Below are 15000 nucleotides of genomic sequence, written 5' to 3' on the forward strand. Positions count from 1 at the left end.
TTATATTCAACAATTCTTATGTAATGAGAAATCGAAAGCCGAGGTCGTGGGAATACTGCAAAACGTAAATCAGAGAAATACTAAGGTTGTTTTGGGCGAAAAAGAAACGACTTGGTACGGAAGACATTTTGTAAAGGAAAAGATCGGCGATCTTGATTTTCAGATCGGACTTTCCACGTTCTTTCAAGTGAATCCGTTTCAGATCGAAAATCTTTACGATCTCGTTTTGGAGGAACTTCCGAGGGATTCGAACGTAGTCGATGCCTATTGCGGAATCGGAACGATTTCTCTGTATGTCGCTTCCAAATCCAAAAAAGTGATCGGATTGGAAGAGAATCCGAATTCGATCCGATCCGCAATTGGGGCGGCAAAGGCGAACGGAATTGTAAACGTCACGTTTATCAAGGGAAAGGTTTTGCATTCTTTACGTACGGCTTTGAACGAAAAAACGGACGTAGTGATTTTGGATCCTCCCAGAGAGGGACTCGACTCTGAGACGAAAGAAATATTATTAAACTCTAAAATACCTAAGATTCTTTACGTATCTTGTAACCCGGAGACGTTGCTACGGGATGCGGTTGAGCTTACCAAAGTTTTCAAATATACGAAAATGACTCCGGTGGATCTGTTCCCGCATACGAGTCATCTGGAAAGTGTTTCCGTTTTTACGAGATGACTTCTTGCGGATCGGTTATTTAACGCGAAGTTCGACCTAAAGAACTCGTCTCAGAACCTCGAAAAATATCTCAAACAATGTTGGACTCGAATCGATTTTACAAAGGAATCTTTATCGAATTTTGAAAAATCTTGAGAACTGTTTCCGCGAGTTCTTCCTGTTTCGTAAAAAAACAGATTTGATACTCAGTTTCTTTCTGGAAGGCCTTGAGATAGGAAAGAGCGGAATCGATTCTCTCCGTATCCAGATGAACAAAAGGCTCGTCTAACAAGAGGATTCCGTATTTGGGAACGGTCTTACGAGCCAAAAACAGTTTGAAAACCAGATAGAAAGTTGCCAATGTTCCGCCAGAGAGATGATCGATGGGTCTGAATTCTCCGGATTGGTCCTTCATTTTGATCGATTCTTTTTTGTCGATGGATTCGAAAGAAATGTCTCGTTTCGGAAGCATAAGGTTGATTTCCTTGCCGATTTCGGAAGATACGAACGAGAACTGGGCGGCTTGATCTTTGGAGATTTCTTCGACGAGTTCCTGGGCGAATATTGCGGATCTGCGTTTGGAAATAATATTAGAAAAATATAATTCTTTTTCGGAAAGGGTTTGAATCGTACGAATCAGATCCTTTTCCTTTTCGGGAAGAGAATCCTGAATCCGAGCCTCTTCCACTTGAATTGCGGTATTCAATTCTTTTAATTCGCTTTCCAGGGCTTGAAGTTCTTTTTCGAGTTCCTTTTTTTTCGAATCCCTGAACGGTCTTTGCGGATCGTTCGGAAATTGGATCGGAACGTCGTCCATAGTTGCGATCGTAGTCTTTTGCCGAATTTCCAGATCTTCCAAACTTTTGGCGGAGTGATCTGTGAGAATTTTTTTCAGACCTTCGGAAAAATTTCTGGATTGGGCTTGGAGTTCCGCGACTTGTTTGTGATAGTCTTGGATTGTGGCTGCTTTTCTATCGTTCAGCCAGGAATTTATTTTGGATTGAAGTTCTGTGGACTTTTCGGATTCGAGTCTTAAGGTCGAACGAATTGTGTCGAGTTCCCTTGACAATGTACGGATTTCTTTTTCTAGGGTTTCGGTCTGGCGCGATTCTAGATCGAAATTTTGGATTTGTTTTAGAAAAAACTGTCTTATATGATCGATCTTTTCCATAAAGGGAATGGAATATTCCGGAAATGTTAAATTCCATAAGCCGGAAATTTTGAGAACGAAGTCCTTTTCCTTTTCGGAACTGTATCTGAAGTTGACGGATTCCCTTTTTTGCACGAACAGAAAAAAGCCGAGAACGATCAGGCTTGCGGAAATCAAAGCCGCGCTTAAAAGTGCGATGGGTGAAAGCTTGGAAAGTAAAAAACCGCCGAATGCGCCGACAAGTCCTAAAAAACCAAGTCCGATTAAAAGGATTCCTAAAATTCTACTGAAAGGATTGGAATGATTCGTTCGAATCTCTTCGGTAAAACCGTCTTCCCGAAGGGTATTGTCGATTTTTTCGCACCACTCCTCCGCCTTTTGTTTCATTTTTTGAAGGATTGGGAGTAGGTTTTGTTGTTCGTCTAGATGTTTCTTTTTGGAATCGATCGCATTTTCTTTGTCTCTGAGCAATGTCTCGGAAGAGTAGAGGGCGTTTCTGGATTTTTCGATTTCTTTTTGAAGGTTTTCGAAAGCGGAAGATTCGTCCTTTGCGTAAAGAAAGTTTTTCTTGATAAATTCTTGAACGGATTTTAGTCTTTGAATTTCGGAAAGAGATTCCAAAAGTTTGATCTTCTTTTGAATTTTAGAATCTAATTCGGAATCTTTTTCGATTTGAGCGAGTTTGTCTTTGATTTCAAATTCTCTGTTTCGGTCTTTGAGATGTTTTTCCTCTTTTTCGGCGTTGTTTTTGTTTCTGGAATGTAGGTTTTCGATTTCGAAAATCAATTCGGTTCTTTTTGATTTAAGATCCGAAATTTCTTTTTTCAGAGTTTCGAAAAGATTCGAGTCCTTGCTTCCCGTTTTCGGAGAATGGATTTTTTTGAGCGAACTTGCAATTCCATCCAAGTCGATCCCGTTGTTTAGAAGTTTACTTCGGAGAAAATCGGGTTTGATAAACTTGTCGTTGTTAAACGCAAATTCCAATTCACCTTCTCTCAGAGAAACACAGTGGACGTACTGAGGCGCCGTTTCCTTGGAAAGATCGGGAACGTTACCTAGAATATTATAACCATCTAAACTTTTTTCGCCGTAACGAGAAAGAATGTTTTTTTTCGGTTCTTGATTCGCGGTAAGAAACTTGCTGCCGATTGCGAGCCGTAGCGCGTCGAAGATTGTGGTTTTTCCGGATTCGTTTTTGCCGAAAAAAACGGTGACGGTGTCCGAAAGGTTAAATTCTTTCTGAACGAATTTGCCGAATTTGTTCAATTGAATTCCAGAGATCATTTTAATTTTTCCCCGAGTGTTCTTCGATTTGTTCTAGGCCTAAGACCAAAATTTCGTTCCAATCGGGAGGGTCCGGGATATCCCAATTCCTCTTTTTGAACATTAATTTATCGTAAAATAATTTGGCGACAGGATTGTCGATCAAAACCGAAGAGGTTTTGAGATCGCCGGTTTTAAATTCTAATTTTCTGCAAACGAGAGACTTGGAAAAACGGTCCAAAATTTCCGATACGATATGTTCGTCTTCCACGATTCCGGAAACGTTAATTCGAACGAAATCTTGTTTCGATACGAGAGCGGGTATGTTGGAAAGTTCGGGAATTTCTCCGGAAAGGTTGGCCGAAACGGAGAATTCTTTGAATTCCCCCGCGCAAGTGATGATTTTTTTTTGAACGATCGGAGTTCCGTTTTTTCCTAGAGTTACTATGTTGACTGTGCGAGGCCCGAATTCTCCTGAAGAAACAACTCTGGGAGAACCGGGATAGGCTTTGAGAAGAGAGCCGGATCTTTCGGAGCGTTCTCGATGGATGTGGCCGAGCGCAAGATAGTCAAACTTCGCGTTCAAAAACGGCTTCGAGTCCAGGATGGAATCCGTTTCTTCCGGGGAAGGGCCCAGATACTCCACCAATTTCGTATCGGTTCCGTGCAAAAGGGCGATCCGATAATGAACCTTTTTTTCATTAAATTGAATATTCGAATAATCTAAAGTTCTGTGAAATGGAAAACCGAAAAATTCCGCTTCGACGCCGTCTATTTCCTCGATCCAAAGTTTAAAGTTGTCGGTTTTTTGCGGATACGACATCGGGGAAAGATCGGCGGAGATCGGATAGGTTCCTTCGGGAATTCCTAGTTCTTCGTGATTTCCGGGGATAAAGAAAATTTTTCCCGGAAACGCTGTTAAAATCTCTTTCACCTCTATTTTGAGTGCCGCTATATCCGAGTTACGGTCGAAAAGATCTCCGCAGAAAAGTATGTGCGTACATCCTTCTACGTTCGCATTGGAAACAATTTCTTTTAGGACGGAGAGAGAATAATCTTTTTCCTTTTGACTGAGATGTAGGTCTGCTGTGTGTAAAAATCGAATCATGATGTACTTCCTGCCGTCGGAGTTTATCCGTATCCCCGGACAATATTTAAGAGGTTCGGATATCTTTGAAGATTTTTTCGGGATGTTCCGTCTGCAAGCGGACGGCCCCGTCGTTATGGCTCGCGGATTTCCGCTCGGTTTTTGTCTTCGACGAAGGCTATTTCTTCGTATCGCTAAGCCGAAGAACGGTGTGCATTCATGATGCGAAACTATCTCGGAAATATCTTAGGATGATTGGAACCGACGTTTTAAGCAAAGATAAAGTATTTTTGAGATTATTTTTGAGATGTTTCTAGTAAGTATGGTCCAAAAAAGGAATCAGGTGCTGTTCCGAGTACTGAATTACTTTTTGGATACGATCGGAAGCGTTCCATTTTTCGGAGATCATACGCGGCGTACCCCAAAGAAAAATCGCTTCTATAAAAACTTTGCGAGGGTCTGGAAAAAAGGACTCGATTTTGATTTCGATTCCGTGATCTTCCGGGTCTTGAGAATTTAACGGAGGGAGGACGAATCTGAGTCCTCCGCCTAAAATGGGTCTTCCGAGTTGTTGTAGACTGTCTCTGTTCTGACGAAGTCTTTTTTCCCAGATCTCGCCGAATGCGTGTTCTGTGGAAGAGTCCACTAAGAGACGAACGGTAAGGTCGCTTTTTACCACATTTTTTCCCTGAATCGGCCAAACTTTGTCGAATGCTTCGAGTACTCTTTCAAAATCTTCTTCGATGGATTCCAAAGAACCGTCCGGATTTTCGGAGATGATAAGAAGTTGTGTGATATTGGGACCGGCGTTGATGAGCTGAATTGTCAGAACCGATTGAGAAAGTTGTCTTGTGAGAATGTTTTGGTTCGGTCCGTAATTGGTTCCTGTGATTTCGATTCCTAGTTCTTCCAGGTTGGATTGGAACTGAAGGACCTCGGATTTGGATCGAACTATGATCGGTAAAAATAGATCGCTTAGACCTACGTGGATAATGTTTCGATTTCGGTTCATGATTGCCGCCTGAGTCCTTTGTCTCAAACGGATTTTTTTTGAACAGAAAAGAAATCGAATTGGAGCAAGAGTTATTTGAATTTCAGGAGGAATAGATCGTAAACTCCCTTTTTGGAAATTTGATTCATGCTTTGGCTCGTATATCCGGAGCAATAGAGATTTCCTTCGAAGTCGAGTCCGATTCCGGTACTGAATATTAAGCTTTTGGAAGTTCCGATTTGTCGTGTCCATCCGATTTGTCCGGAGGAATTGAATTTGGCCAGAAAAAGATCGTTCCTGCCTGTCGATGCGTTCGTTTCATCAGTGGTGTTTTCGCTGCTATAGCCCGTTGTAAAAATGTTCCCGTTTGCATCGGTTGTAATTGCGGTAATCACAGTTTGTTTTCTCTGATTGCCTATCGGACCGAGTTGTTGAATCCATTGTCGAACGCCTGACGAATCGTATTTAACCAAAAGTCCCCGAAAGTTCGATTTGTTTTTGGTTTCTGATTCAAAATTAGCGTTACTAGTTCCGCCTACAAAAACGTTTCCGGACGGATCCACACTGAGAGAGGAGCCATCGGTTGTGCTGGAAGCGAAACCCAGTTGAGCGAAGAATTGACGATTACCGCTACTGTCATATTTAAAAATAAAAAGGTCGAGAAATCCGATACTGGGAATGGTATTGGTTGAAAAGTTCGCTCTTCCTGAGCCGGTCACGTAGATACTATCTCTAACCTCGTCAATTGTAATCCCACCCGGATAAATTGGGATATTGGCTTTATTCGCCGAAATCTGTTTGACCCAGATTTGGTTACCGTTGGTATCAAACTTGATGATAAATCCGTTGGTTCCGATCTCAGTTCCTCCAAAAGCTCCGGTTGAATTTCCGATTATATAAGAATTTCCGAATGTATCTACGGCGATTTTTTTAGCGCTTGTGCTATAATTTCCTATGCAGCCTGTTTGTCTTGCCCAAGCTTGGGATCCGTCAGAGTTGAATTTGATTAGAAATAGATCTTGTTCGCCCGAAAGCGGACTTGCAAAATTATTTTTCGTATCGCCAACGATGTAGACATTACCTTGAGAATCAACTGAGAGATCTTTAACCTCCAGCTTAGTTTTTGGAGCCCCGGCTTGTTTGGTCCAGATTGCGTTTTTTCTGGAATCGTACTTTCCAAGAATGAGATCCCGATTTCCAATCGGCTCGGCTTTATAAACGCCTTTATCGGTATCTCCCGCAACGTATATAAAGCCTTTGTTATCAATGGCCATGCCTCCTCCGTAGGTTCTTGCATCCGATGTTCCAACCAACAAAGTCCATTCTAATTTTCGGGAATTTAAATTTTCAGAAAAAGGTTTTTGGGCGGGGGTTTCAGTTTCAAATTCGATTTCCGTTTCGAGTTCTGTTGTAGTGATTTTTTCTTCTCCTCCTCGAAGTAAAAGTCGTATCCAATAATCCTTAGTTTCCGGATTGGAGGCGTTGATTATTTCCGTTGGGTAACAAGTTTGAATGAATATAAAAAGAAAAATGGGAAAAAAGATCATTACATTTTCTCAAATTAAGTCATTTTATACATTCAAATGAAAAATATATAAATACTTTGCATATGTATTTCTTTTGGAATAGGGTGTTTCGTCCTACTTAAGATAGAAGTGTAAAGGTGAGGAGAGAAATTCGTTTGTGTAAGGCCGGGGAATTTGTGTTTCTATTGAAAATAATCGTCTCTTAAGTGATGTTGCAATAATTGTAATGTCATCGGGTGAAAATGCAATGATTGAAAAGGCGATTTAAAAAATTGGGAACTTCCAAAGAGACGGTTTCTCGGGGAATGATTACTCTTAGCTCTTAGACGGCTAAGCAACGATGATTTTTCTTCTCAGGTTAGCCCCAACCTTCGCCACCGTCTATATCCGCCCAAAGATACCAGGAAAGGATCGTTCTAAAGGGAGAATAACTCATTAAAAAATGCTGGATTTCCTTTTTATTATCCTTGGAAATTCCATAGTGTTTTTCCACAGATTTTCTAAGAATCAGATCGTTGATGGAAAAGTGATCCCAACGATCCAAGGCGAAGATCAAAACCATTTCCGCCGTCCAAGGTCCGACGCCTTTCAAAGAGCAAAGAAGGTTTAAAACATCAGAATCTTCTAATTTACGAAGTTTTGAATCGGTGATATCCCGATTCAAATAAGCTTCGGCGATTCGTTTGATTGTTTCAGTCTTAGCTTGGGAAACTCCTATCTTTTTCAACTTCTCGTTCGGAATCGTTACAATCTGATCCGGAGAGGGAATTTTTTTACTTCCTGCCAGAGAAATCAATCTGCGTTCGAAGGTTAGGGCGACTTTAACGGAGAGTTGTTGGCCCAGAACGGATTTAATCAAAACCTGATAAGGGTTGCCTATGGTTTTTAACTTACAAGGTCCGATGGAATCGATCAGTTTTTTTGTGATTGGATCCTTTTTACGAAGCCAATCGGAGGCTTTTCGGAGACGAATATTCCTATCTTCTAAAACGGAAGGAGAACGTTTTTTAGGATTGGGAACTCGGGAAGAATCTGGAGAAGGCATTCAAATTTGAAAACACGAGTTATACTCTTTTTTTGAGTTTGTTTTCCATTTGGGATTTTTTTCTATAAATATGAACCAACTTTTCCAGTTCGACTAAATCGGTACAGCTGAGTTTGCCCTGATCAAGCTTGATCCATTTGTTTTTAGTCAAAAGATCTAGGACTAAATTCTCGTCTTTCGGGTAGGAGAGACCGACCATTTTGATCAAATCCTTCGTGCCGATTTCAAAGTTATACGAAATTTTCGGAGCGATCTTGATTCTATTTTTTTCGACAAGAGTTAACAGAGTATCTGCAATTCTACCTTGAGGATCGTTGATCATTAAGTTTGCAAGTTGTTTGTAAGCGGTCCAAATTCTTTCGGAAAGAAGAGTGATCAAACGGGTTGCGAGTTGGGGTTGAGCTTTGACCATACCTTCGAAGTTGGCCTTGTTGATCGCGAGAAGTTGGACATGGCCCCATGCGATTGCCGAAGCGGATCTCGGTTTGTTATCGAGAAGCGCCATTTCGCCGAAGATATCCCCATTCTGAAGAACCGCGAGTAATACTTCGTTTTTATCCACAATCTTTGTGATTTTTACCTTACCGTTTTGAATGATATACAGTTCTCTACCGGGTTCGTGTTCGCAAAAGATCATTTCGTTGTCCGCGTACATACGATTGAACTTCGTAAGATCGATCGTGGGAGCTTGCATCGGTTGGTTCATCGTTTGTAATTTCAGTTTTGCCTGAGTGGCAAACGGACCGTTCGGAAGATATTGAAGGTACTTTTGGAATGCGTAAGCGGCGTGGTGGTTGTTCTTCTGATTGAAGTAGTTTTCGCCGATGTTGTAGAGTTCGTTCGGATCTTCTTCCACTGCGGAGCGGAATGTCAAACGTGTGATTGTCTGGTCGAATTGGCGAAGTTTCATCGAAAAATACCGGATGATTTTCATCGCTACCGGGGTGTTTCTTTGAATGAGAGTTCCGAATTGATCGTAACTCACCTCGATCACCGAAACGTCAGTGAGTGCCACTGCGGATTCGATTTGGGCGTGTTGGCTCATCGCGGCGACGACGCCGAAAAAGTCCCCCGGGCCTTGGACGGAATTTGGGTCTTCGCCGACGACCGGGTTTTCTCTACCTATTTTTACCTTCCCTTCCCGAATAATAAAGAAACTAGGAGAATCTTTTTTACCCTCTACGATAATATAGGAGCCCTTCTGGAAATTAACGATTTGGAAGATGCCTGTGGACATGCTGTTATGTTAATATTTTTTTTAAAAATCAGAGTTCAACTGTTTTCATTATCGGTTTTCAGGAATTGAATCTCGAAAAAAAGAAGTATTTTCTCCACATTCCGACGTTTCCGTCTTTGAATCGTTTAAAATATCCCATTCCGAGAGTTCCACGAATGCTTTTTCGGCGAGTTCTCTGGAAAAGGACTGAGTGCAGATTGATTTGAAAACTTCTTTCGCTTTGTTCTTTTCCCCGATTTCGAGATAAAGTTTACCGACTTCGAAAAATGCGTTTAAACCTTGGGAGGAGGTCGGTTCCTGAGAATATTGATGCAGATTGATTTCGAGGACTTTTTCCGGGCGACCAAGCCTGGAGTAATTATTTTTTAGAACCTGATAGGCTTTGTATTTGAGTTTGCTTGTCGGATAAAGAATCAGGAAATTTTTAATTTCCTCGATGGATCTGTGGAATTTTCGGTCTTTGTAAGCTTCTTCCGCGATTCTAAGTAGGTTTTCGGCTTGAGTTTCCTGAAGAGAGCCGATTTCAGAACTCAAAGAGCCGGAAAAGGAAATCCAAGATAAGGATAAAATCATCAAAAATTTTATCTGAAAAAACTCGAAGAAAGCGTATTTAAACTTGGTATTTTTTTTCCTAAGCCGAGTGTGTCGTTCTCTACGGATTAACCCTAAAATTGCCCGGTGCACATTCGACAGAATGGGGAATCTGATTTTGTCGTTCTGGACCACGCGGGGCGTTTGGGGTTTGTAACAAGCTGTAAGGAAAATGAAGAATCTTTTGGCCTGCAAAATAAAGCTCCGGAGGGAAAAATACCCTCCTACTAAAGAATTATCTGCAGGTTTTTCGAAAAAGTTGATTACTTTTTCTGATCGATTGATTTGCGATGGCGTTCGCAGAGTCTGTAGAGTTTTCCGGAAGAAGGGTTCTTTTTGGAGACTTTCGTTCCACACACGATACAAAGGCCGTTATTTCTTCTTTTTTGGTATAAAAGTTGAACTCTTTCGGCGCCGGACAGATTGTATTTGCTAATCTGTATTCTAAATCCTTTATATAGGTAATTGCCTACGGCTTCAATGGATTGAGATTTAACGCCTGTTATCAGGGATTCAAGATCGTCTTTGGAGATTTTTTTCGGTTTCATACTGATATTTATGACGAAATCACCTAATTAAAATTACAGAAAAAAATAAACGTTGAATTTTTTTTTAGAGAATCGCTCTAAGATGGATTATAAAATAGATAAATCTAGGCAATTCGTGATTTGAAGGGAAGCGGGATGAATTTTTGGATTGGACGATCTAAAAATAAAACGTCTTTTCAGCTTAAATCGAAACGTGCTGGTAAGGTGTTATAGTTTTGCGCCGAAAAGGCAGATTTGTGCGAAGATTTCGCGGGTCACTTATAGACAGGACATAGTAAAACGTAGTCATTTGAAATAAATTCTTATCAAAATAAAAACGAAGTGGGTGGTTGCGAACCTTTTATCATTTCGATTGTGATCTATCAGGACAGCATAACAAGACGAAAGGCGAATGGATTTGATAATCGATATTCTCTATTTACTTTTGACAAGAAATCAAACAATCATTTGAGAAATCTAAGTTTAAAAACGACTAAAGGCTTGCAAAAAATGATTGTGACTCTTAGGCTAAACGGATATGTTTCGAAAGAAACAAAGGAGATTTCTATGAAGAATCGGCAATTGTTTTCAAACTCATCGAATCGAAGTCCCTTACAAACACAAGTTTCTCCAAATTTCAATTTTATCTGTAGGCTTTTTTGTCTTATTTTTATTCTTTCGATCTCAATTGCGAATGTGGGTTGTAAACCGAGCATAAAAGACCAAGTTGAAAAGATATTATCCGATCGGGAGATTCCGCTTGAAGAAAAAATTCGCCAAACATCGTTCCTGTTGTTAGGCGATCGTTTGAAAGAAATCGAAATATCTCCGAGTATTTCGCCTACTGGGGATAAAACGGGCACGGTAAAAGTAACACTCGCGATGGGAGGAAATACCGCCCTTACGTTTTTGGGACAGAAGGAATATAAGGAAAGAATGAAGTTGGAAGCGGCCTTATTGTCCTTTCGGATCTTACAGACTCTCAAAAATCTTCCCATAGAAAGTTTTAGGATAAGCATTATAAAGCCGTATTATGTGAAAAATTCTCCGACAGATTCCATAGAAGAGTTCGAAGTGTTTCGGGCGAAAATGGAAAAGAATTCCCTGATTCAAATTAAGGGATTTGAAACCGTAGATTCGTTTGCCGCGGATTCCTACGATTCACCCGAGCCTGAGGTTTTGGACGTAATGGTTCAAATCGTTCGATCTTGGAAAGTGGAATTGGACGAGTTGAATCGTGTGGAAATAAAATAGAATTTCGCTCTCCTAAAACCTCTGATTTAGGAACTGTTACTGGATTTAACAATAGAGTTTTTGAAAAAAATTAATTCTCTATCTGTTTCTGCTTCGTTGAAATGGATGTTTGAAGCGGTTTTGCTAAACTGAATCATGGAGTTTTTCAACGACAGTAAAATCCGTTAGAGAAAGTTCGTGAACTATTACTCATCTCCGTATAATCAAATGTCTAAAATTCTGCGTCTAAACGTGGGATTTACGCTTAAATTAACGGTACTTTGTTTTACAGGGATTATTAAAGGGACGTAATCTGTGGGAGTCCTGCGTTTTATTGCAACTTATGAAATGATTGTAACAGATTTTTCTCAAGATTTTAAAACAAGCTCATATAAAGCGAGACCCCTAAGTTCCGTTCGGTGTATTTTCAAATTTTAAAATATACTAATTTCCAATTATAATTCTTTATATGCGATTTGTTTCGCATGTTTTCCGATTTTATGTCAACCGATAGAAAGAAAGATTTCGATGCTCGCGTTTGTTTTCGAATATTCTGAAATAGAATATTTTAAGTTTTTTGAATATTCATAAAGTGTGTTGTACAAATTAAAAATATTTCCCTGCTTTTGTTAAAAAGATTAATTTTTGTTGGCATTATTTCAGCGATGCCCGATAAATAAAACCGAATTTGAAAGGAATGGTTCTTTTATGAATCTGAAAAAAGGGAATTCGGAAATTTACGAGTTTAAAGACATTCTCACGGATTTTGAGATAAGGTCTCTCACCGGCGCGAGTAGAAGCAATCCCGATCATTTTGTATGGATTCGATGCCTAATTATGTTCGGATTAAAATCAGAAGAGCTAGTTTCCTTACGTTGCGGCGATGTCGACTTGGAAAATAAGTTATTGAGAGTTTGCGGATTTCAAGGGAGAAAGGATCGTTACCTTAAAATTTCCTCTTTTTTACTTCGGGATTTTTATGGAGCGATTCGGGGTAAAACTTCAGAGGAGTACGTATTTCCGGGAAGAAAAGGGAAGTTACATCCTAAAACGATTCAGAAACTTTTCGAAAAATTAAAACGTGAAACGAATATCGAAGTAAGCTGTTCTAAAATTCGAGAAACGATAGCCGTTCGACTTCACTCGAGTGGGGATTCGATTCAATTTATCGGCGAATTTCTAGGATTGAAGACGAGGCGCGCTGTCTACAAATTGATCGGGAAAAAATCGAGGATCAGATCGGTGAAAAATTTTTCTTTGGATGAAATTATAGATATCGGGACTTAAAAATGAGTTGTAAACGAATTCCGAAACCTTAATTTAGGTTTAATTCTCCCAAAGGAAGCCATTTTTTGGAAATCAAAACGAAAAAAATTGGTAAGCATACTCTGGTGGCGCTTAATGGAAGGCTGGATATCGGACATTCAGACGAAGTGGAAGCGAAATTGTTGGACGATGTTCAGTCCGGACAGGGTGATATTCTGATCAACCTGGAAAATATTTCTTACATTTCGTCCTCAGGAATCCGTATCTTCGTCGGTATGGTCAGGGAATTAGAAAAGCAGGGAAGAAAGTTGAAACTTTGTTGTATTACTCCTCCCGTAAAAAAGGTATTCGATGTGGTCGAACTATTGGATCTGTTTGAAGTCTACGAAACAGAAAGTTCGGCGCTTGACTCGCTCGCTAAAATCCGGGATTACCTCTCGGATTTTTATGTCCCGGAAAACGTTCGCTTTCATTTCATCTAAAACACTTTCTTGGATATCGCCGTTTTTTCTAGCATTACTCTTCGTATGGATTTTATACAACGATCGGCTTGAATTTCCTCCGATTTGGCCGGACGAAGTTTTATTTTTTTCCCCTTCGCAAGACTTTGCGGAATTTGGAACTCTTCGAACTCGGGTTTTAGAAGGTTTGATTCCGGGAATGGAAGAGACAACTCTGTGGATGCCGCCGTTGTATTTTTTTTCCGGCGGCCTTTGGATGAAGTATGTGTTTCCGGGAATCGTCGGACTTCGTTTGTTCACGATTGTAGTTGCGGCGCTTTGTGTTTTTATTTTTTACGGGATTTTATTTAGAATCGGATTTTCTTTGTTGTCCGCATTATTTGCCGGCTTGTTGCTCGTTACGGACCTATTATTTTTGAGAGTGGGAACGATGGCAAGGATGGAGATGCTTTGTCTGTTTTTCGCATTAGCAAGTTTATTCCTTTCGGTTCGCACCGCTTTGGACGAGCATCCAAGACCTGTCGGGAAAGTTGAAGCTTTTTTTTCCGGAATTTTTCTTGGGCTGTCTTTTCTTTCTCACCCGTTCGGTTCTGTGTTTGGAGTTCCTTCCTTATATCTTCTTTGGAGAAGGAAATCTTTGTCGACTTCTTGGTTTTGGGTGGGAGGAATCCTCCCCCTTACGATTTGGATCGTTTGGTTACTTCCTCATTGGAATTTATTTCTGTTTCAGTTTGGATTGCAGTTCGGAAGAAAGAAGGAGCTTTTCACTTTGTTTTCCGTTCTCACGAAGATTAAGATTTTGATCGGAGGATATGAAAATCCGGGAGTTAGAATTTTATTTTACATTTTTCTTTTGTCGGGAATCGGAATCAATCGAAGGTTATTGAAGGAGAGATTTTTATTTCTTTTTGTTTGGATTTTTGGAACCCTTATATTCCTCTTTTTATCCACCGAATTTTATTACGTGATGTATCTTACCCTTCCGCTTTCTGCGTTAGGTGGAATGTTGTTTGAAGAATCCGATCGTAAGAGGGTGATTTACGTAGGTTCGGGGCTTTTATTTTGCAATTTGATCGTTTTGTTTCTCGCGTATCGAAAAGTTGGCTTTATCAATCCGGAATTCGATCTCGGAAGAAAATTTTCGGAGGAAATTGCGGCTGAATTGAGATATTCCAAGAAGATTTATCTTCAGGCGATTCCGGATCCGTATTTTTACCTAAGGGAAAGATATCCGGATCAAAAAATTTTAGAATTTATTCCGGGCGAACTTCCGGTTCCTTCGGGGATGTTTGCGGGTACTTTGGATTCCATCGATACGTTTGTTTTCAGTGAAGGGACGAAACGGAACGATACTGTGGAAAGTTATCTTAAGGAAAATTCGTCTTCTTTTTATAAAAAAAATATTTCCGTTTCTCCTTCTACGACTCGAAAATTAGTGCGCGCTCAGGCGGAAATTTATCTCCGGAAAAAAAAATGAATTCTTTTTGGCTTCGTAGATTTCTTCAATTTCAGAATATTCTGTTTTTCTTATTGATTTCCTGTGTCGGTAAGGAGGGCGAGCAGCACGGACTTTCGTTTTTATTGCCTTTGACGGGCCCGCTTTTGAAAGTGGGAATTATCGGAGATTCTTTATCCCAAGAATCGGGCGGCTTTGGGCTGAGAGAAAAACTCGGCTTCCGATTTACGGTTACCGATTATTCGGTTTCTGGAAGATACGTTCCCGCTTGGCTTCAGGCGATTGAAACTGCTTTGACTGAACGACAAGACCTTTTAATTTTAGAATTGGGAACGAACGATGTCTCCGGTTATCCGGTCGACCAATTTCCGAAGAACTACGAGAATCTCCTTAGTTTAATCCAATCTCGTAGTAACGCAATGATCTTGGTCACGGTTCTTCCGCCTACGTCTCAACCCGCCTATAGGGCGAATATTTTGCAGATCAATTCGTATCTGAAGGGGCTAAGCTCT

General features: G+C 40.4%; 13 protein-coding genes and 1 pseudogene (2 of these 14 only partly in view). 6 read left to right on the top strand and 8 right to left on the bottom strand.

Going from position 1 to position 15000, the window contains the following annotated elements; all coding sequences use genetic code 11:
• Nucleotides 1-676: the 3' portion of a 23S rRNA (uracil(1939)-C(5))-methyltransferase RlmD gene (rlmD, locus tag FHG67_RS03800; RefSeq protein ID WP_004496035.1), read on the top strand. 506 nt of this gene lie to the left of the window's left edge; only the last 676 of its 1182 coding nucleotides appear in the window; its start codon lies off the left edge, out of view; the stop codon is at nucleotides 674-676.
• 97 nt (nucleotides 677-773) lie between these two features.
• Here rlmD and FHG67_RS03805 read toward each other — a convergent pair whose 3' ends face one another.
• The 8 genes from FHG67_RS03805 to FHG67_RS03850 all read right to left on the bottom strand — a co-directional run bounded on the left by FHG67_RS03805 (nucleotide 774) and on the right by FHG67_RS03850 (nucleotide 10093).
• Complete coding sequence (locus FHG67_RS03805; RefSeq protein WP_004499179.1) at nucleotides 774-3089, bottom strand: ATP-binding protein; 2316 nt, start codon at nucleotides 3087-3089, stop codon at nucleotides 774-776.
• Nucleotide 3090: 1 nt separating this feature from the next.
• A complete protein-coding gene (locus FHG67_RS03810; RefSeq protein WP_004501715.1) occupies nucleotides 3091-4176 on the bottom strand; it encodes a metallophosphoesterase family protein in 1086 nt (361 codons plus the stop codon).
• 292 nt (nucleotides 4177-4468) lie between these two features.
• Nucleotides 4469-5167: a hypothetical protein gene (locus FHG67_RS03825; protein WP_004496024.1), complete on the bottom strand. Its 699-nt coding sequence runs from the start codon at nucleotides 5165-5167 to the stop codon at nucleotides 4469-4471.
• 71 nt (nucleotides 5168-5238) lie between these two features.
• On the bottom strand, nucleotides 5239-6693 hold the full coding sequence (locus FHG67_RS03830; protein WP_004499240.1) for an SBBP repeat beta-propeller lipoprotein, LipL53 family: 1455 nt from the start codon (nucleotides 6691-6693) through the stop codon (nucleotides 5239-5241).
• Between the two features lie 337 nt (nucleotides 6694-7030).
• Complete coding sequence (locus FHG67_RS03835) at nucleotides 7031-7717, bottom strand: DNA-3-methyladenine glycosylase family protein (protein ID WP_002620192.1); 687 nt, start codon at nucleotides 7715-7717, stop codon at nucleotides 7031-7033.
• Between the two features lie 19 nt (nucleotides 7718-7736).
• Nucleotides 7737-8954: a cyclic nucleotide-binding domain-containing protein gene (locus FHG67_RS03840; protein WP_002620196.1), complete on the bottom strand. Its 1218-nt coding sequence runs from the start codon at nucleotides 8952-8954 to the stop codon at nucleotides 7737-7739.
• Nucleotides 8955-9002: 48 nt separating this feature from the next.
• A complete protein-coding gene (locus tag FHG67_RS03845) occupies nucleotides 9003-9680 on the bottom strand; it encodes a tetratricopeptide repeat protein (protein WP_376767579.1) in 678 nt (225 codons plus the stop codon).
• 128 nt (nucleotides 9681-9808) lie between these two features.
• Nucleotides 9809-10093 carry an LIC10235 family protein gene (locus FHG67_RS03850; RefSeq protein WP_002620102.1) on the bottom strand — a complete coding sequence of 95 codons (285 nt, stop codon included), beginning with the start codon at nucleotides 10091-10093 and terminating at the stop codon, nucleotides 9809-9811.
• A 546-nt stretch (nucleotides 10094-10639) separates the two neighbouring features.
• Here FHG67_RS03850 and FHG67_RS03860 point away from each other — a divergent pair.
• From FHG67_RS03860 to FHG67_RS03880, 5 genes and pseudogenes are all read left to right on the top strand, one after another.
• Nucleotides 10640-11326, top strand: coding sequence for a hypothetical protein (locus tag FHG67_RS03860; protein WP_004499294.1), 687 nt, complete (start codon nucleotides 10640-10642; stop codon nucleotides 11324-11326).
• Between the two features lie 687 nt (nucleotides 11327-12013).
• Nucleotides 12014-12592: a tyrosine-type recombinase/integrase gene (locus FHG67_RS03865; protein ID WP_004495816.1), complete on the top strand. Its 579-nt coding sequence runs from the start codon at nucleotides 12014-12016 to the stop codon at nucleotides 12590-12592.
• A gap of 65 nt (nucleotides 12593-12657) precedes the next feature.
• Nucleotides 12658-12990 (top strand): annotated as a pseudogene (locus FHG67_RS03870) (STAS domain-containing protein); the annotation flags it as partial.
• A gap of 28 nt (nucleotides 12991-13018) precedes the next feature.
• Entirely contained in the window at nucleotides 13019-14509 is a 1491-nt protein-coding gene (locus FHG67_RS03875; protein WP_004499197.1) for an ArnT family glycosyltransferase, read from the top strand.
• On the top strand, nucleotides 14506-15000 hold the 5' portion of the coding sequence (locus FHG67_RS03880; RefSeq protein ID WP_002620185.1) for an SGNH/GDSL hydrolase family protein. The gene runs 156 nt beyond the window's last position; the window shows 495 of its 651 coding nt (coding positions 1-495); its start codon is at nucleotides 14506-14508; its stop codon lies off the right edge, out of view. The genes FHG67_RS03875 and FHG67_RS03880 overlap by 4 nt, the downstream gene beginning before the upstream one ends.

This window comes from Leptospira weilii (assembly GCF_006874765.1).
In the GTDB taxonomy this organism is placed as follows: Bacteria; Spirochaetota; Leptospiria; order Leptospirales; family Leptospiraceae; genus Leptospira; species Leptospira weilii.

Excerpts from the sequence above, each read along its gene's own strand:
- FHG67_RS03835 (WP_002620192.1), bottom strand. The coding sequence starts at position 7,717 with ATGCCTTCTCCAGATTCTTCCCGAGTTCCCAATCCTAAAAAACGTTCT.
- FHG67_RS03840 (WP_002620196.1), bottom strand. The coding sequence starts at position 8,954 with ATGTCCACAGGCATCTTCCAAATCGTTAATTTCCAGAAGGGCTCCTAT.
- FHG67_RS03825 (WP_004496024.1), bottom strand. The coding sequence starts at position 5,167 with ATGAACCGAAATCGAAACATTATCCACGTAGGTCTAAGCGATCTATTT.
- FHG67_RS03875 (WP_004499197.1), top strand. The coding sequence starts at position 13,019 with ATGTCCCGGAAAACGTTCGCTTTCATTTCATCTAAAACACTTTCTTGG.
- FHG67_RS03865 (WP_004495816.1), top strand. The coding sequence starts at position 12,014 with ATGAATCTGAAAAAAGGGAATTCGGAAATTTACGAGTTTAAAGACATT.
- FHG67_RS03860 (WP_004499294.1), top strand. The coding sequence starts at position 10,640 with ATGAAGAATCGGCAATTGTTTTCAAACTCATCGAATCGAAGTCCCTTA.
- FHG67_RS03830 (WP_004499240.1), bottom strand. The coding sequence starts at position 6,693 with ATGATCTTTTTTCCCATTTTTCTTTTTATATTCATTCAAACTTGTTAC.
- FHG67_RS03810 (WP_004501715.1), bottom strand. The coding sequence starts at position 4,176 with ATGATTCGATTTTTACACACAGCAGACCTACATCTCAGTCAAAAGGAA.
- FHG67_RS03805 (WP_004499179.1), bottom strand. The coding sequence starts at position 3,089 with ATGATCTCTGGAATTCAATTGAACAAATTCGGCAAATTCGTTCAGAAA.
- FHG67_RS03850 (WP_002620102.1), bottom strand. The coding sequence starts at position 10,093 with ATGAAACCGAAAAAAATCTCCAAAGACGATCTTGAATCCCTGATAACA.